Origin of the sequence: Hydrocarboniphaga effusa AP103 (assembly GCF_000271305.1) — a bacterium.
Classification (GTDB): domain Bacteria; phylum Pseudomonadota; class Gammaproteobacteria; order Nevskiales; family Nevskiaceae; genus Hydrocarboniphaga; species Hydrocarboniphaga effusa.
On the sequence record NZ_AKGD01000001.1, the window covers coordinates 869,620 to 886,718 of the forward strand.

Sequence of the window (17,099 nt, forward strand, 5' to 3'; positions counted from 1 at the left end):
TGGTTTGGCCTATCATGCCGCCCTTTTCTTCGGGCTGGTCCGCATCGTGAATAGCAACGAACTCCGCGCGAAATATCTGGCGTTCTTCGCGCAGAAGGACCACACCGTGGTGCCTTCGTCGCCGCTCGTTCCGGGCAACGACCCGACCCTGCTGTTCACCAATGCGGGCATGGTGCAGTTCAAGGACGTGTTCACGGGCCGCGAGAAGCGCCCGTACACGCGCGCCACCAGCTCGCAACGCTGCGTACGCGCCGGCGGCAAGCACAACGACCTCGAAAACGTCGGCTACACCGCGCGTCACCACACCTTCTTCGAAATGCTGGGCAACTTCAGCTTCGGCGATTACTTCAAGAAGGACGCGATCCACTACGCCTGGGAATTCATCACCGGCAAGGACTGGCTCGGCCTGGACCCGCAGCGCCTCTGCGTGACGGTCTACCAGGAAGACGACGAGGCCTACGCGATCTGGCGCGACGAGATCGGCGTGCCGGTGGAGCGCATCATCCGCATCGGCGACAACAAGGGCGCGCGCTACGCCTCCGACAATTTCTGGAGCATGGGCGATACGGGGCCGTGTGGTCCCTGCACCGAAATCTTCTACGACCACGATCCGGACGGCTCCAAGGGCATCTGGGGCGGCATGCCCGGTTCGCCCGAGGAAGACGGCGATCGCTGGATCGAAATCTGGAACGTGGTGTTCATGCAGTACGAGCGCTCCAAGGACGGCACGATGACGCCGCTGCCCAAGCCGAGCGTCGACACCGGCATGGGCCTGGAGCGCATCAGCGCCGTGCTGCAGGGCGTGCACAACAACTACGACATCGACATCTTCGTCGCGCTGATCGCCGCGGTGGCGAAGCTCGCGAACGTCGATCCGAAATCGTCGGCCTCGCTCAAGGTCATCGCCGATCACATTCGCGCGACGTCGTTTTTGATCTGCGACGGCGTGATGCCGTCCAACGAAGGCCGTGGCTACGTCCTGCGCCGCATCATGCGCCGCGCGATCCGCCACGGTTACAAGCTCGGTCTGGACGAGGCGTTCTTCTACAAGCTCGTCGCGCCGCTCGCCGAGGTCATGGGCGAAGCCTACCCGGAGCTGCGCGAAAAGCAGGCTTTGCTCGAAAAGACCATCAAGGCCGAGGAAGACAGCTTCGCGATCACGCTCGACAAGGGCATGAAGCTGCTCGACGAGGCGATCGCCAAGCTCGGCAGCGAGAAGACCATTCCGGGCGACGTGGTGTTCAAGCTCTACGACACCTACGGCTTTCCGCTCGACCTGACCGCCGACATCGCGCGTGAACGCGAGCTCGCGATCGACGAAGCCGGCTACGAGCGCGAAATGCAGGCGCAGCGCGAGCGAGCGCGCGCGGCGAGCAAGTTCGGCGGAGCCGAAGAGCTCAAGCACACCGGAGAAGCGAGCAGCTTCCACGGCTACGACGCGCTCACGCACGAAGCCGCGAACATCAGCGCGATCTATCGCGACGGCAAGCCGGTCGCGTCGCTCGATGCGGGCGACGAAGCCGTGATCGTGCTCGATCACACGCCGTTCTACGCCGAAGGCGGCGGCCAGGTCGGCGATCGCGGCACGCTGACGGCCGGCGATGCGAAGTTCGTCGTCACCGATACGATCAAGGTCGGCAACGGCGGCTTCGGCCATCGCGGCAAGCTCGAATCGGGCTCGCTCAAGATCGGCGCGCGCGTCAGCGCAGCGGTCGACGAGGCCCTGCGCGCTGCGACGCAGCGCAATCACTCGGCCACCCACCTGCTGCATCGCGCGCTGCGCGAAGTGCTCGGTACGCACGTGGCCCAGAAGGGCTCGCTGGTCGACGAGCAGCGCACGCGTTTCGACTTCAGCCACGGCGCCGCGCTGACGGCCGACGAGATCAAGCAGATCGAACACCGCGTCAACAAGGCCGTGCTCGCCAACGTGCCGGTCGCGGCGACGCTGATGGGCTACGACGCGGCGATCGAGAGCGGCGCGATGGCGCTGTTCGGCGAGAAGTACGGCGACGAAGTTCGCGTGCTCGCGATGGGTGATTTCTCGACCGAACTCTGCGGCGGCACGCACGTGACGCGCACCGGCGACATCGGCCTGTTCAAGATCGTCAGCGAAGGCGGCGTCGCCGCCGGCGTTCGCCGCATCGAGGCGATCACCGGCGAAAACGCCCTCGCCTACGTCGGCAATCTCGAGAGCAAATTCAAGCAGGCGGCCGATCTGGTGCGCGCCGGCCGCGACGACCTGGCCGACAAGATCGAGCAGGTGCTCGATCGCAGCCGGCAGCTCGAGAAGGAACTTGCCGCGCTCAAGGGCAAGCTCGCTTCGGCAGCGGGTTCGGACCTCGTTTCGCAGGCCAAGGACATCGCGGGCGTGAAAGTGCTGGTGTCCAAGCTCGACGGCGTCGAAGCCGGCGATCTGCGCACGCTGCTCGACCAGCTCAAGAACAAGCTCGGCTCGGGCATCGTCGTGCTCGGCACCGCCTCCGGCGGCAAGGTCAGCCTGATCGCGGGCGTGACCGCCGATCTCACCGGCAAGGTGAAGGCCGGCGAACTCGTCAACGTCGCGGCCCAACTGGTCGGCGGCAAGGGCGGCGGGCGTCCCGACATGGCGCAGGCCGGCGGTACGCAGCCCGAGAATCTCGACGCCGCGCTCGCCGCGATCGAGCCGGCGCTCATTAGCAAGCTCGGCAGCTGAGCCCAAACGCTCGGCTGTCGAGCCGCAAAACCGCCAAACCCGCTTTCATCCGACGCTGCTAAAAGCGTCATCTCTTGCAGGACCCTCAAGAAAACAATGGCACTCATCGTCCAGAAATACGGCGGCACCTCGATGGGCTCGGTCGAGCGCATCGAACACGTCGCCAACAAGGTTGCGAGCTGGCGCGCGAAAGGGCATCAGGTCGTGGTCGTGGTCTCGGCCATGTCCGGCGAAACCGATCGCCTGCTCAAGCTCGCCAAGTCGATCAACCCGCGCGGCAACCAGCGCGAATACGACCAGATCGCCTCGACCGGCGAACAGGTCACCATCGGATTGCTCGCGCTGGCCCTGGAAAAAGCCGGCGTGCCGAGCCGCTCGTACACGGGCTGGCAGATTCCGCTGCGCACCGACAGCGCGTACATGAAGGCGCGCATCCAGGACATCGACGGCACGCGCCTGCTCGCCGACTGCAAGGCCGGCATCGTGCCGGTGGTCGCGGGCTTCCAGGGCATCGACGAAACCAACTCGATCACCACGCTCGGACGCGGCGGCTCGGACACCACGGGCGTCGCGCTCGCGGCCGCGCTGAAGGCCGACGAGTGCCAGATCTACACCGACGTCGACGGCGTCTACACCACCGATCCGCGCGTCGAGCCCAAGGCTCGCCGGCTCGACAGGATCACCTTCGAAGAAATGCTCGAAATGGCGAGCCTCGGTTCGAAGGTGCTGCAGATCCGGTCCGTGGAATTCGCCGGCAAGTACAAGGTTCCGCTGCGCGTGGTGTCGACCTTCGTCGACGGCCCCGGCACCCTCATCACGCTCGAAGATTCAGAAGACGGTTCAACAGGAGCATCCGTGGAAGACGCACTCATCTCCGGCATCGCATTCAACCGCGACGAAGCCCAGCTCACCATCGCCGGCGTGCCCGACCGTCCCGGCATCGCCGCCGCCATTCTCGGCCCGGTCGGCGACGCCAATATCGAAGTCGACATGATCGTGCAGAACGTCGGCGCCGACGGCTCGACCGACTTCACCTTCACCGTCAACAAGACTGACTACGACCGCGCTCACGACGTCGTCAAGAAGCTCGCCGAGGAGCTTGGCGCCAAGGGCGTTCGCAGCGCGCTCGACATCGTCAAGGTCTCGCTCGTCGGCGTCGGCATGCGCAGCCATGCGGGCATCGCGAGCCAGATGTTCAAGGCGCTGGCCGCGGAGAGCATCAACATCCGCATGATCTCGACCTCCGAGATCAAGATCTCGGTCGTGATCGAGGACAAGTACCTGGAGCTGGCCGTGCGCACCCTGCACAGCGCTTTCGGACTCGAAAAGAAATAAGCATTTCCTGCATCCAGTACGGGGCCAAGCTTAGTATTTCCTTACCACTGTCGGGTAAGCGTATTCTGACAAAAGCTATCCCCGACACTGGAGAACAGGCATGTTGATCTTGACTAGGCGGGTCGGTGAAACGGTGATGATCGGCGACGATGTCGCCATTACCGTATTGGGCGTGAAGGGAAATCAGGTTCGCATCGGCATCAAGGCGCCAAAGGACACTCCGGTGCATCGCGAAGAAATCTTCGAGCGCATTCGCCGTGAGAACGAGGCGCTTCCAGCGGTCGTCAACGGCTGACGGCGGATTCATCGTGTCGGCGCGAACTTTTCGCCCCGACACGATGAAAAATGCTTGTGACTCATTGGCATGCTCGATACAATGCGCGCCCCACGCCGGCGGCGGACACTGAAAGTGCCTCGGCATTCGGAGAGTTGGCCGAGTGGACGAAGGCGCGCCCCTGCTAAGGGCGTATAGGGTTTATAGCCTTATCGAGGGTTCGAATCCCTCACTCTCCGCCAGTTTCATAGTGGCGACGTTTTAGGTTTTACGTGCGGGCTCGTAGCTCAGCTGGATAGAGTACCTGGCTACGAACCAGGTGGTCGGGAGTTCGAATCTCTCCGAGCCCGCCAATTTGTCGAACGACGAAAGCCGATGAGTCAGCCTCATCGGCTTTTTTCGTTTCGTCGCCCTGATCCGGCGGAACCTACAGCCCCAGATCGCTCAGCGACGGATGCTCGTCCGGCCGCCTTCCGAGCGGCCAGTGGAACAGGCGCTCCGAGCCGGCGATGGCGAGATCGTTGATGCTCGCGTGGCGCGAGCGCATCAGGCCCTGCTCGTCGAACTCCCAGTTCTCGTTGCCGTAGCTGCGATACCACTGCCCTTGTGCGTCATGCCACTCGTAGGCGAAGCGCACGGCGATGCGGTTGTCCTGGCAGGTCCAGACTTCCTTGATCAGGCGGTAGTCGAGCTCGCGCTGCCACTTGCGCACGAGAAACGCCCGAATCTGCTCGTGCCCGCGCGGGAACTCGCTGCGGTTGCGCCAGCGCGAATCGGCGGTATAGGCGCCGACCACCACGTCGGGATCGCGCGTATTCCAAGCGTCCTCGGCCTTGCGCGCCTTGATGCGGGCCGCGTCGAGATCGTACGGAGGAAAAGGCGGACGGCTCATACACGGCTCCCGAAGACGATGCGAAGTCTGCTCTGCGCTCAGGGTACGCCTTCCCGGGGCAGCGCTCAGCCCTTCACGAATGCGATCGCCTCGGCTTCGATGTCGGCCCCGTAGTGCAGCTTCTGCGTCGGCACCGCCGAGCGTGCCGGTTTGTGATCGCCGAAGAATTCGGCATAGACCGCGTTGATCGCCGGCCAATGCGCGATGTCGGAAAAATACAGCGTCACCTTGGCGACGTCGCGCAGGCTGCCACCGGCCGCGACGACGACGGCCGCCAGGTTGTCGAGCACCCGGCGCGTCTGCTCCTCGATCGTGCCGGGAACGAACTTGCCGGTCGCCGGATCGATCGGCAACTGGCCCGAGACGAACAGCCAGCCGCTCTCGACGACACCCTGGCTGTAATGACCGGCGGGCTTCGGCGCATCGGCCGTGAAGATGGTGCGTGACATCGGATTCTCGCTTTGGTTTTTTTGGGGAATCGCCGAAACCTCACCAGCCGTTGACGCGATCCCACTCGGCCTCGACGGCGGGCGAATCTCCGTCGACTACGTGATAGCGATCGTAGGCCGCGGCGGTGATGCAGGCGTGATTCGGCTGGATGCGCAGCCGGCTGCCGACCGGATGCCGCGAAAAATCGAGCTCGCCGCCGCGGCGCCGGATCACGCCGTGCTCCTGCGAAACCCGCGCCACGTAAAGCCCTTCATCGCCGCTCACGAGCCCGTAGCCGACGTTGCGTTCGTCGTCGAAACGATTCGTGCTGATGTCCTTGCTCAGCGCGAGCGCGCCGGCATCGACGATGAGTTCGCCACGCTGTGGATACTGCCCGATCACCGTCGCGAGCACGCTCACGGCGATGTCGCCGGCCGAGCAGGAGCCGACGCCGGCCTGGAACGCGTCGCCGAACATGTAGATGCCGGCGCGCACTTCGGTGACGCCGGACAGATCGCGCGCATGCGTGACCGAAGGCGTCGAGCCCATGCTGACGATGGCGCAGTCGTAGCCCGTCGAGCGCAAACGCGAAGCCGCCGCCGTCACCGCGCGGCGCTCCTGCTCGGCCACCGCGGCGAGTTCGTCGGGCGAGCGGCCCGTGTACGAATGGCCGCCATGCGTGAACACACCGGCCAGCGTCGCGCCATCGCGCAGTTCGGCGGCGACCTCGAGCAGTGCGCTCGATTGCGCATCCAGGCCGCAGCGTCCGTCGCCGCAATCGATCTCGATCATGACCTCGAAGGCCAGTCCAAGCGCCGAGCCGCGTTCGGCGATCGCGCGCGCGGCCTCGGGCTGATCGAGCGCGAGCAGCAGGCGCGCGCCACGACGCATCAGCGCAGCGGCCCGGTCAAGCTTCTGCGGGCTCGCGCCGACCGCGTAGAACAGATCGTGGTAGCCATGCCCGAAGAAATACTCGGCCTCGCGCAAGGTCGACACGGTGATGCCGCCGCCCTGCGGAAGCGCACGCCGGGCCACCTCGGCGCTCTTGGCCGTCTTCATGTGCGGCCGCAGCGAAACCCCGAGCCGGGCGACGTGTTCGCGCATGCGCAGCAGATTGGCGTCGAGCCGCCGACGATCGAGGATCAGCGCCGGGGTCTCGAGCTCATCCAGGCTGTTGCGCAAAGTCGTGCTCATCTTGGTCCTTCGTGGCTCCCGCCACCTTACGATGCGCAGCCTAGCCAGGCTTCGTGGAAATCACCGAAGCGCGTGAGCGATACGGGATGGCGGCAATCCGTTTTGCTGCACCGCAAAAAGACAATACCGGAACATGTAGGAAATCTCCGCATCCGTGCGCATTTCACACTTTTTGAAGTATCTTTGATAACCGGCCCGTTCAACGGGCCGAGAAAAGCAGTCATTAAAAAGCTTGAGCATGCGCACGGATGCTTCGCCTTCGACGCGGAGCCAATCGCCTCAAGCAAAAAACCGTTGCCACTTGAGCGATGGATGCGGCGAGGAGAAGTGAATGACGACGAGCAGACCCGACGGGGACAGGCCCTGGGCGCAAATCGATTCGCACAAGCTGTTTGCACCACCGAGCTATCGCGGAGCGGTGCAACGGCAGCAGGTGCTCGCCCCGATTCTGGTCGACCCCGCTCTTCGGGCCGTGGTGTTTCACGCACCGGCCGGACACGGCAAGTCGACGCTGCTGCAGCAAGCCAAGTCCACCTGCGAATCGCAGGGCCGCATCACCGGCTGGCTCAGCTTCGACGAAGCCGACAATGACATGCGCCGCTTCACGCATCACCTCGATGCGCTGCTGCGCCAGGTCTGCAACACCGTCGAGGCCTATACCGACGCGCAGGGCTCGGCGCATCAGGCACGGCGCCGGCTCGCCGAAATGGTCACCGCCCGACTGCTGCGGCTCGACGCGCCGGTGGCGTTGTTCTTCGACGAATTCCAGGCGCTCTCGAACCCCGCGATTCTCGGTTTCTTCCGCGAACTGATCGAGCGCCTGCCCGAGCCGATCACGGTTTTCATCGGCTCGCGGGCGATGCCCGAACTCGGGCTTTCGCGCCTGCTCGTGCGCGGCCATGCGCGCCTGCTGCACGCCGAGCAATTGCAGTTCACGCAACAGGAAGCCGCGCAGTTCTTCGCCGATGCGCGTGACCTGGCGATTCGCGACGACGAGATCGAAGCCATCCATCGCCAGACCGAGGGCTGGCCCGCGGCCTTGCAGCTGTATCGCCTGAGCCTGGCCAACCCGGCGCTGCGCCAATCGCTCGGTGACCTGTCCGCTTATCGTCCGCGCGAGCTCGCCGAATACCTCGCCGACAACGTGCTCGATCTGCAGACTCCGCGCGTGCGCAGCTTCCTGCTGCGCACCTCGCTGCTGACGCGGCTTTCGGCCCCGCTCTGCGATGCCCTGCTCGGCTGGCAGGATTCGCAATCGATCCTGCTGTTCCTCGAACGCAGCGGCCTGTTCCTGCGCAACCTCGATTCCGATCTGCGCTGGTTCCGCTATCACACCCTGTTCTCGGGCTTTTTGCAGGAGCAGCTGCGCCAGAGCGATCCGCAGCAGCTGCGCGAGCTGCACGTTCGTGCGGCGCATTGGTATCACGCGCACGGCCTGCACGAAGAGGCCATGCATCACGCCGTCGAAGCCGGCGAGTTCGCGTTCGCCGCGTCGGTGATGAATCTGTGGAGCATGCGCCTGGTCGCCGAGGGCCATCTGTTCACGGTCGAGCGCTGGTACGACCGCCTGCCGCTCGACGAAGTCGGCCAGCATCCCGACCTCGTCATCAAGGTGTCGTGGGCGCTCGGTTTTCTGCGCCGGCGCCGCAAGCTGCAACCGCTGGTCGATCTGCTCGATGCGGCCGAGGCGCAATCGAGCAACGAAGAAACCAAGTCGCGCAGCGCGGTGGTGCGCAGCATGCTCGCGCTGGTCGTCGACGACGTGCCGGGCGCTTTCGACCTCGTGCACAAGATTCCGGTGCGCGCGCAGGACCCGGACGCCTTTCACGCCTTCGAGCTCGGCGCCGCCTGCAACGTGCGCGCCTTCTGCTCGTCCGCGGCCGGCGACTACGAAGCCGCGCGCGAGGTGCTGGTGCTCGCGCGCGCCTACAACGAGAAAGGCCAGGCCCGCTTCAGCGGCGGCTATACGCAGGGCGTGATCGGCGTGAACCTGCTCGTGCAGGGCGAACTGCTGGAGGCGATGGAACGCTTCCGTGCCGGCCTGGCCGAGCACGAGAGCTCGGATCAGTCGGTGTCGTCGGCGGCGCTGGTTTCCTGTTATCTGATGGCGCTCTACGACGCCGACGATCTGGCCGCCGTGGTGGCGCTGTTCACGCAGTATCACGACATCATTCGCGATGGCGTGCTGCCCGATTTCGTCATCACCGCATATCGCTCGATCGCGCGGGCACACGAAGCGCTCGGCCATTCAAGCAAGGCGAGCGAGTTGCTCGACGAAGCCGAGAGCATTGCGCATCTCGCCGGCTGGCCGCGCCTGCTCTATGCCGTCGAGTGGGAGCGCGTGCGTCGCTACCTGCTGCGCGGCGAAGTCGATCGCGCGCAGCTCATCGCGAGTCGCATCGCCAAGAACCCCGGTTTCAGCCTGCCCGAAGGCACCCTCCTGTTCTCGCAGGACAGCGAAGATGAAACCATCAGCCGCATCCGCCTGGCGATCCATCGCGGCGAAGCCGATGCGGCGCTGGGCCTGCTCGCGAACGAACTCGCTTCCGCGCAGCGCCAGGGGCGCGTGCGCCGCCTGATCAAGCTGCTGGTGCTCGAAGCGCTGGCCTATCAGCGCCGAGGCAACAGCAAGCCGGCCTCGCGCTCGCTGCGCCGCGCCCTGCAGCTCGCCGAGCCGCTCGGCTTCATTCGCTGCTTCCTCGAAGAGGGCGATCGGCTCAAGGAATTGCTCGGCGAAATCTATCCTTCGCTGCAGGACCCGGCGAACCACAGCGCGGCGGCCGACGCCGGATTGCATCGTTTCGCCTCGCGGCTGCTCGGGCGCGTGGGCGGGCTCACCGCGCCTGCGGTGGTTCCCGGCAAGCTCGTCGCCGCCGACTCGCTGACCGACAGCGAGCGCAACATTCTCTCGTTCCTCGCTCGCGGAGCTTCGAACAAGGAGATGGCGAACCGCCTGTTCGTGTCCGAGAACACGGTGAAGTTCCACCTGAAGAACATCTACTCCAAGCTCGACGCGGGCAGTCGCCTGCAGGCGATCAATACGGCCCGCAGGATGGGCTTGGTCTGAGCCCGAGCAGCGCAACGCAGATCAAGGCTCCGAAGCCTGGCGTCGCTGCTCGCGCAGGCTCTGGCCGTTCCAGCGCCGGAACGAACGGCTGAACGAAGTCGGTGTGGCGTAGCCGAGGATCTCGGCGATCTGCGCGGCGTTGAGATCCGAGTAGCGCAGGTATTTGGAGGCCAGGTCGGCCCGCACCGCATCGTGGATCTGCGTGAAGCTGGTGCCCTCCTGCTGCAGCCGCAACTGCAGCGTGCGCGAGGCCAGATCGAGCGCCCGGCTGATCTCTCCGATGGTGCAGGAGGTATACGGCATCAGCGAGCGCACGACGGCTTCCACATCGCGTGCGACATGCTTTTCGCGGTGGCCTTCTTCCAGGCGAATCACGCGGCTGACGAGGGCACGGCCGGCAGCGCTGCGCGATTTGATCGGCGTGTCCAGCGTCGCCTCGTCGAGCAGCAGGGCGTTGCGGTCCTGGTTGAACCGCAGGTCGCTGCCGAAGACCGCCTTGTGCAAGGCGAGCGAGCCCGCCGGCCTGGCATGCCGGAACAGCGCCGCTGCGGGCATCCAGCCGCGAGGCATGTGTCCGCGCACTTCGCTGACGATGACGCTCAGCGCGAACTCGGCCATCTGCAGCTCGCTTTCGTGCTGGGCGGTGGTGGTGGTCCAGCTCACCAGGGCGCCCTGGTTGACTCGTTCGACGCCGACCATCGCAACGTTGGTGTAGAGATCGAAGTTATCGGCGAGTTCGCCGCAGAGCTGGCCGACCGTCCGGGCATTGCGAAGCAGAACCCACAGCGGGCCGATCACGGTTGCCAGCCGCGCGCCTTGCGCCATCGACAAACCCCAGGTTCGGAGCCTGCAAGCTTCGGCAGCCGCTTCGAAGAAATGCAGGACCGCAGTGCCCGACACCAACAGATCGGGGTCGCTCAATGCTGCTACGGGCAGACCGACCCGCCGCGCGATCTGCACGGGCCGCGCGCGATGTTCGCGGATCAGTTCCGCAGCGCCGGCAAGTATCACGCTTCGAATGAGAGAACCGGCCATGACTTACCCGAAGACGAAAAGAGCTTGCGCATGATGCCATCTCTCTTGCGCGCAATGGCAAGTTAGATGCGGCGCAAGTGATTACTCTCGCAACACTATAAATAGTGCGAGGAGAGCTTCATGAACAACATCGCCACGCTCGATCAACAGCCTCTGGATGCCGTGATCATCGGTGCAGGTTTCGCTGGCCTCTATCAACTGTGGTCGCTGCGCAAGCTCGGCCTTCGCGTACGCGTCGTCGATGCGGCTGCCGGCGTCGGTGGCACCTGGTACTGGAACAGCTATCCGGGTGCGCGCACCGATTCGCCATCGAACGTTTATCAATACTGGTTCTCCGACGAGTTGCTCGAAGAATGGAACTGGCAGCAGCGCTATCCCGATCAGCAGGAGTCGGAGCGCTACTTCAACTACGTGGCCGACCGCTTCGATCTGCGCAAGGACATCAGCTTCAACACGCGTGTCGAATCGGCGACCTGGGACGACAGCACGCGTCGCTGGAACGTGAAGACCGATACCGGCCTGACGCTGAACACCCAGTTCGTCATCACCGCGATGGGTCCTTTGAGCGCACCGCTGGTGCCGATGTTCAAGGGACAGGAAAGCTTCAAGGGCCGCCTCGTGCATACCGCGCGCTGGCCACGCGAAGGCGTCGATCTCAAGGCCAAGCGTGTCGGCGTGATCGGCACCGGCGCCACCGGCATCCAGGTCGTCCAGACCATCGCGCCGGAAGTGGCACATCTGACGGTGTTCCAACGCACCGCGAACTATGCCGTGCCGATGATCAACCCTCGCTACGACGATGCGGATCGCGCGGCGATTCGCGCGAAGTATCCGGAAACGCGCAAGGCCATCTGGACCACTTTCATCGGCTTCGATATTCCGGGTCAGACGCGTCCGTTCTTCTCGATCCCGGCGGATGAGCGTCGCGAGATTCTCGAGGCCCTGTGGGCCGACGGCACGCTAAGGCTGTGGGTGGCCGGCTTCGCCGAGGTCTTCTTCGATCCGGCCGCGAACCACGAAGTGTCGGAGTTCGTGCGGGAGAAGATTCGCGAGCGCGTCAAGGACCCCAAGGTCGCCGAAATTCTCACACCGAAGGATCACGGCTTCGGCACGCGCCGCGTACCACTCGAAAACGGCTACTTCATGACCTTCAATCGCCCCAACGTCGATCTCGTCGACCTGCGTGCGACGCCCATCGAGTGCATCACCGAGAAAGGCATCCGCACCTCGGCCGGTGAGATCGAACTGGACGTCATCATCCTGGCGACGGGTTTCGATGCCGGCACCGGCGGATTCCTAGCGATCGATTTTCGCGGCCGCGACGGCGTATCGCTGCGCGAGGAATGGAAGAAGGAAGTGCGCACGACGATGGGCCTGCAGATTCACGGCTTCCCGAACCTGTTCACCACCAGCGCGCCGTACGCGCCGATCGCGGCGTTCTGCAACGCACCGACCTGCCTGCAGCATCAAGTGCAATGGATCACCGAGTGCATCGACTACCTGCACAAGAACGATCGCGCGGTGATCGAGCCGACGGCCGAGGCCGAGCAGCGCTGGCTGGCTCACCACGACGAAATAGCCAATCAGACACTCGTCGCCAAAACCAAGTCCTGGTACACGGGCAGCAACATCGAGGGCAAGCATTTCCGGTTGCTCTCGTACATCGGCGGCCTGCCCGCGTACATCGAGGCCTGCGACAAGGTGAAGCAAAAGGACTACGAAGGCTTCGAAGTGAGCTGAGCGCAAGACCCGCGCTTCGATAACGACGTCATTGCAAAAAACAAACGAGGAGAAACCCGATGAGCTTGAACAATGCCCTCGACGCGCTGCTGGAATCGGCCGTCGGAAACGCAGACCTGCCTGGCGTGATCGCCACGGTGGCCGATCGCGATGGCGTGATCTACGAGCGCGCATGCGGCATGCGCGCAGTGGGCGGCAGCACGCCGATGAGCATGGACACCTTCGTCTGGTTCGCTTCGCTGAGCAAGGCGGTCACCACGACGGCGGCGATGCAACTCGTCGAGCAGGGCAAGCTCGACCTCGATGCACCCGCCGCCAAGCTGCTGCCCGAGATCGGCAAGATCCAGGTGCGCACGGGCTGGAACGCCGATGGCTCGCCGATCCTGCGCGCCCCGAAATCACCGGTGACGCTGCGTAATCTGCTCACGCATACGAGCGGCTTCGCCTACGAATTCTTCAATGAGGGCGTCATCCGCGAACAGGAAAGCACGGGCACTCCGAATGTCGTCAGCGGCACCCACGCGACGATGAACCGCTCGCTGGTCCGTGACCCGGGTACCGCCTGGGAATACTCGATCGGCATCGACTGGGCCGGACGCATGGTCGAGGCCGCCAGCGGCCTGCGCCTGCGCGATTACTTCGCGAAAAACATCTTCGCTCCGCTGGGTATGGGCGACGTGACGTTCCAGGCCAATGAAGAACAGCTCTCGCGCGCGGCCGCCATGCACGCGCGCCTGCCGGACGGTTCGCTGACCGCCATTCCGTTCGGCATTCCGCCCGATGCGGAAGTCGACATGGGCGGCCACGCGCTGTCCGGACGCGTGCCGGATTACCTGCGATTCTGCCGGGCGATCCTCAACGGCGGCGTGCTCGACGGCAACCGCATCCTCGCGGCGACCACGGTCGAGCTGATGGGCATGAACCACATCGGTGACATTTCGGTGCCCAACCAGATCAAGACCTTCATGCCGATGCTGTCGAACGACTGCGATCTTCATCCCGGCGTCGATCTCAAGTGGGGCCTGGGCTTCGTGCTCAACGTACAGGCGACGCCCGAAGGCCGCGCTCCGGGCACCCTGGCCTGGGCCGGCCTGCCGAACGTCTATTACTGGATCGATCGCAAGACCGGCGTCACCGTGGTGATCGCGACGCAGATCATGCCGTTCTGGGATGCCAAGGTTCGCAGCATGTGCGACGAGTTCGAGCGGCTGGTCTACCGGCACCTCTAGGGCTTGGCGATGCAGCGGGAGATGCCGGCTCAGCCCGTCAGCATCTCCCGCTGCTCGCGCGTGAAATCGAGATACCAGTCGAGCGTGGACGGATTCATCATCGCGTCGCGGCTCATGGCCTTGTCGATTGGAGTTCCCATCAGGATCTTGCGCACCGGCAGTTCCATCTTCTTGCCGGTCAGCGTGTACGGCACGCCCTCGACCTGGTAAATCTGGTCGGGCACGTGGCGCGGACTGCATTGGCGGCGCAGCAGCTCGCCGATGCGTTCGCGCAGGCGTTCGTCGAGTTCGCAGCCCGTGCGCAGCTCGACGAACATCGGCATGAAGAAGCGCCCGCCCGCGAGCTCGAGGCAGACGATGAGGCTGTCGACGATCTCGGGCAGCTGTTCGACGCAACGATAGATCTCCGCGGTGCCGATGCGCACGCCGTAGCGATTGAGCGAAGAATCCGAACGCCCGTAGATGTAGCAGCCGCCGCGCTCGTTGAACTTGATGTAGTCGCCATGCCGCCAGACGTGGCGATGGCGCTCGAAGTAGGCTTCGAGATAACGCGCGCCGCTGCGATCGTTCCAGAAGTACAAGGGCATCGAAGGCGATGGCGTGCCGAGCATGAGTTCGCCGACTTCGTCGACGACGCGCCTGCCCTCTTCGTTCCAGGCCTGCACGTCCATGCCGAGCATGCGCGCCTGGATTTCGCCTGCGTAAACCGGCAGCGTCGGCGTGGCGCCGACGAAGCCGCTGCAGATTTCGGTTCCGCCCGATTGCGAGGTCACCCAGAGATCACGCTTCACGTGGCGATACAGCCATTCGAAGACTTCCGGCGTGGCCGACGAGCCGGCCACGAGTATGCCTTCGAGCGCGGACAGATCGTGCTCGCGACCGGGGCGCAGGCCTTCCTTGTCCATGATCTGCACGAGCGTCGGGCTCGCGCCGAAACTCGTGCAACGCGTGACGTCGGCAAGCCTCCAGAGCCGGTCTGGCGACGGGTGCGTGGCGCTGCCGTCGTAGAGCACGCTCGCGCTGCCGGTCAGCAGGGTGGCGATGACCAGGTTCCACATCATCCAGCCCGTGGTCGTGTAGAAGAACATGACCGATTCGGGCTTGAGGTTGATGTGAAAGTGCATGAGCTTGAGGTGCTCGACGAGCACGCCGACGTGGCTATGCACGATCGCCTTCGGCAGGCCCGTGGTACCCGAGCTGAAAACCACCCAGATCGGATGATCGCAAGGCACGCGCTCGTAGCGGAAAGCGTCGCGCGGAATCGCCGGCTGATCGAGCAGCTCGCTCCAGAGCCGCGCCTTCGCGGGGCGCTTGGCGTCTGCGTGCAGATACGGCAGCCAGACGACCTGCTTGAGCGTGGGCAGGCGGCTGACGATCTCCTGCGCCTCCTGCTCGCGCGAAAAATCCTTGCCGCCGAAGCGATAGCCATCGGCGACGAACAACAGCTTCGGTTCGATTTGCGAGAAGCGCTCGATCACCGTCTTGACGCCGAACTCCGGCGCCGCCGACGACCACACGGCGCCGATCGCGACCGTCGCCATCATCGCGATCGCGGTCTCGGGAATGTTGGGCATGTACGAGACGATGCGATCGCCCGGCTGTATGCCCATCGCGCGCAACTGCGTCGCGAGCACGCGTACCTGGTTGCCGAGCTCGCCCCAGCTCATCTGGGCAAGCTCGCGCGTCTCGGACAGATGATGGAACACCGTTCGGTTGGCGCTCCTGGTGACATCACCTTCGTGCCGAAGCAGGTGCTCCGCGTAATTCACGCGGCTGCCCTCGAACCAGCGCGCACCCGGCATGACCTTGCGATCGATCACGCTCGTGTACGGCGTCTCCGATTGCACGTCGAAGTAGGTCCAGATCGAAGACCAGAAGCCTTCGATGTCGGTGACCGACCAGCGTTGCAGATCGTGATAGTCCGCGAAGCGCAAGCCTCGTTCGCGGCGCAGCCAGTCCATGTACTGCGCCACGTTGGAGGCCGCCGCGTACTCGGGACGCGGCGTCCACAGCAGTTCGCCTTCGTGGACCATGAGCGTCCGCGCGGAGTCGAACCAGCGCTCGCCGTCAGCGCTTGGCAACGTTGCCGCTCAGGGTCATCACCGGCTCGCTGACCAGGCCGAAGTTCTGCAGCACGCCGAGCAGCTCGCGATGGCCGAAGGCCTGGCAGCCCGACGCGAAGCCGTAGCGCTTCGGCGGAGCCTGCACGAGGTGATAAGCCGCGTAGGCCTGCAGCAGGCCGGTCTGCTTGTAGTTGCAGGTGCCGTGGATCACACAATGCGCGCGACCGAGCGGACCGCTCGCGTGCACCGAATCCACCGAGATGTTCTCGCGCGGGTTCTCGCGCGGCGGCATGCCGGCCTGCAGGCTCGCGGCCATGTCGGACAGGGCCTTCTTCTGCTCGGCCTTCGGCAGCTTCTTGATCTGTTCTTCGATCACGCCGGTGATCTGCACCACGCCGTCCATCACCGGGCGCGCGAACACACCGCCCTGGGCCTTGCAGTTGTTGACGCGCGGATCGTTCTTGAACCAGACCGGATGCGCGGTGCCGCCCCAGGGCAGCGCCATCGCCGTCTCGTGCTGGCCCGGCACCATCACTTCGGATTTCGCGGTCGGCGCCCACTGCACGTACTTCTTGCTTTCGAGGTAATAGAAGTTCGCGGTCAGGATGCTGAAGATCGTCTGCGTGGACGCATAGGTCGGGAAGCCCTTCCACAGCACCAGGATGTCGAGCGTATCGAGGCCCGGATGCTCCAGGCACAGCTGCGCCGCGATCTCGCCGGTGGTGTACATCTGCGCGATGCCCGGCGCGAGCAGCAGGTTCTTCTCGGCGAACTTCGCGCCCCAGGTTTCCTCGGCGTGCATCATCCAGTTCTGCTCGCCGTTGGTGTCGGTGTAGTGGCAGCCCGCCGCGAGGCTGGCTTCGACCGCCTCCGGTCCGAGCTCCATGAACGGGCCGACCATGTTGAGCACCACCTTGGCACCCGTGAACAGCTTGGTCAGCGCCTCGGTGGTGTGCTCCACTTCGACGATGTCGTACTCGGCGGTCTCGATGCCGGGAACCTTGTCCATCACTTCCTTGATGCGCTTCGCGTCGCGGCCCGCCGCGATGAAGGGCATGCGGTATTCGCGCAGGTACTCGGCGACGAGACGGCCGGTATAACCGGTGACACCGTAGATGACGACGGGCTTCTTGCTCATTTTTTCTCTCC

Annotated in this window: 12 protein-coding genes and 2 tRNA genes; 8 read left to right on the forward strand and 6 right to left on the reverse strand. The window is 64.6% G+C overall.

The genetic code is table 11. From position 1 onward, the window contains the following. The first annotated feature begins 46 nt into the window (after positions 1–46). From alaS to WQQ_RS03910, 5 genes are all read left to right on the forward strand, one after another. Positions 47–2,692, forward strand: coding sequence for an alanine--tRNA ligase (gene alaS / locus WQQ_RS03890; RefSeq protein ID WP_040453536.1), 2,646 nt, complete (start codon positions 47–49; stop codon positions 2,690–2,692). A 96-nt stretch (positions 2,693–2,788) separates the two neighbouring features. Continuing rightward, complete coding sequence (locus WQQ_RS03895) at positions 2,789–4,027, forward strand: aspartate kinase (RefSeq protein WP_007183757.1); 1,239 nt, start codon at positions 2,789–2,791, stop codon at positions 4,025–4,027. 100 nt (positions 4,028–4,127) lie between these two features. Beyond that, positions 4,128–4,322 carry a carbon storage regulator CsrA gene (csrA, locus tag WQQ_RS03900; RefSeq protein ID WP_040452976.1) on the forward strand — a complete coding sequence of 65 codons (195 nt, stop codon included), beginning with the start codon at positions 4,128–4,130 and terminating at the stop codon, positions 4,320–4,322. A gap of 128 nt (positions 4,323–4,450) precedes the next feature. Continuing rightward, a tRNA-Ser gene (locus tag WQQ_RS03905) sits at positions 4,451–4,543 on the forward strand. 34 nt (positions 4,544–4,577) lie between these two features. Next, positions 4,578–4,654 (forward strand) — tRNA-Arg (locus WQQ_RS03910). 74 nt (positions 4,655–4,728) lie between these two features. On the opposite strand, the gene WQQ_RS03915 is transcribed toward WQQ_RS03910, so the two are convergent. From WQQ_RS03915 to WQQ_RS03925, 3 genes are all read right to left on the reverse strand, one after another. Beyond that, complete coding sequence (locus tag WQQ_RS03915) at positions 4,729–5,193, reverse strand: nuclear transport factor 2 family protein (protein ID WP_007183759.1); 465 nt, start codon at positions 5,191–5,193, stop codon at positions 4,729–4,731. Positions 5,194–5,258: 65 nt separating this feature from the next. Beyond that, positions 5,259–5,642 (reverse strand): RidA family protein, encoded by a 384-nt coding sequence (locus tag WQQ_RS03920; RefSeq protein ID WP_007183760.1) that lies wholly within the window; start codon positions 5,640–5,642, stop codon positions 5,259–5,261. Positions 5,643–5,682: 40 nt separating this feature from the next. Beyond that, on the reverse strand, positions 5,683–6,816 hold the full coding sequence (locus tag WQQ_RS03925; protein ID WP_007183761.1) for an alanine racemase: 1,134 nt from the start codon (positions 6,814–6,816) through the stop codon (positions 5,683–5,685). Positions 6,817–7,147: 331 nt separating this feature from the next. On the opposite strand from WQQ_RS03925, the gene WQQ_RS03930 reads away from it, so the two are divergent. Continuing rightward, positions 7,148–9,883 (forward strand): winged helix-turn-helix domain-containing protein, encoded by a 2,736-nt coding sequence (locus tag WQQ_RS03930; RefSeq protein ID WP_007183762.1) that lies wholly within the window; start codon positions 7,148–7,150, stop codon positions 9,881–9,883. 21 nt (positions 9,884–9,904) lie between these two features. On the opposite strand, the gene WQQ_RS03935 is transcribed toward WQQ_RS03930, so the two are convergent. Next, a complete protein-coding gene (locus WQQ_RS03935) occupies positions 9,905–10,918 on the reverse strand; it encodes an AraC family transcriptional regulator (RefSeq protein WP_040452978.1) in 1,014 nt (337 codons plus the stop codon). 120 nt (positions 10,919–11,038) lie between these two features. On the opposite strand from WQQ_RS03935, the gene WQQ_RS03940 reads away from it, so the two are divergent. Both WQQ_RS03940 and WQQ_RS03945 read left to right on the forward strand, forming a co-directional pair. Further along, positions 11,039–12,658 carry a flavin-containing monooxygenase gene (locus WQQ_RS03940; protein ID WP_007183765.1) on the forward strand — a complete coding sequence of 540 codons (1,620 nt, stop codon included), beginning with the start codon at positions 11,039–11,041 and terminating at the stop codon, positions 12,656–12,658. 59 nt (positions 12,659–12,717) lie between these two features. Then, positions 12,718–13,887, forward strand: a complete 1,170-nt coding sequence (locus WQQ_RS03945) for a serine hydrolase domain-containing protein (RefSeq protein ID WP_007183766.1) — start codon at positions 12,718–12,720, stop codon at positions 13,885–13,887. Between the two features lie 29 nt (positions 13,888–13,916). Here the strand turns inward: WQQ_RS03945 and WQQ_RS03950 are convergent, their stop codons facing one another. Together WQQ_RS03950 and WQQ_RS03955 are read right to left on the reverse strand one after the other, a co-directional pair. Next, the gene (locus WQQ_RS03950) at positions 13,917–15,920 is read right to left on the reverse strand and encodes an acetoacetate--CoA ligase (RefSeq protein WP_007183767.1); all 2,004 of its coding nucleotides are present in this window, start codon (positions 15,918–15,920) and stop codon (positions 13,917–13,919) included. 34 nt (positions 15,921–15,954) lie between these two features. After that, positions 15,955–17,088 carry a DUF5938 domain-containing protein gene (locus WQQ_RS03955; protein WP_007183768.1) on the reverse strand — a complete coding sequence of 378 codons (1,134 nt, stop codon included), beginning with the start codon at positions 17,086–17,088 and terminating at the stop codon, positions 15,955–15,957. Positions 17,089–17,099: the final 11 nt, after the last annotated feature.

Bases quoted from the DNA above. Each gene is read 5' to 3' on its own strand.
- WQQ_RS03915 (WP_007183759.1), bottom strand. From the start codon at position 5,193: ATGAGCCGTCCGCCTTTTCCTCCGTACGATCTCGACGCGGCCCGCATC.
- WQQ_RS03945 (WP_007183766.1), top strand. From the start codon at position 12,718: ATGAGCTTGAACAATGCCCTCGACGCGCTGCTGGAATCGGCCGTCGGA.
- WQQ_RS03925 (WP_007183761.1), bottom strand. From the start codon at position 6,816: ATGAGCACGACTTTGCGCAACAGCCTGGATGAGCTCGAGACCCCGGCG.
- csrA (WP_040452976.1), top strand. From the start codon at position 4,128: ATGTTGATCTTGACTAGGCGGGTCGGTGAAACGGTGATGATCGGCGAC.
- WQQ_RS03895 (WP_007183757.1), top strand. From the start codon at position 2,789: ATGGCACTCATCGTCCAGAAATACGGCGGCACCTCGATGGGCTCGGTC.
- WQQ_RS03935 (WP_040452978.1), bottom strand. From the start codon at position 10,918: ATGGCCGGTTCTCTCATTCGAAGCGTGATACTTGCCGGCGCTGCGGAA.
- WQQ_RS03920 (WP_007183760.1), bottom strand. From the start codon at position 5,642: ATGTCACGCACCATCTTCACGGCCGATGCGCCGAAGCCCGCCGGTCAT.
- WQQ_RS03930 (WP_007183762.1), top strand. From the start codon at position 7,148: ATGACGACGAGCAGACCCGACGGGGACAGGCCCTGGGCGCAAATCGAT.
- WQQ_RS03955 (WP_007183768.1), bottom strand. From the start codon at position 17,088: ATGAGCAAGAAGCCCGTCGTCATCTACGGTGTCACCGGTTATACCGGC.
- WQQ_RS03940 (WP_007183765.1), top strand. From the start codon at position 11,039: ATGAACAACATCGCCACGCTCGATCAACAGCCTCTGGATGCCGTGATC.
- WQQ_RS03950 (WP_007183767.1), bottom strand. From the start codon at position 15,920: ATGGTCCACGAAGGCGAACTGCTGTGGACGCCGCGTCCCGAGTACGCG.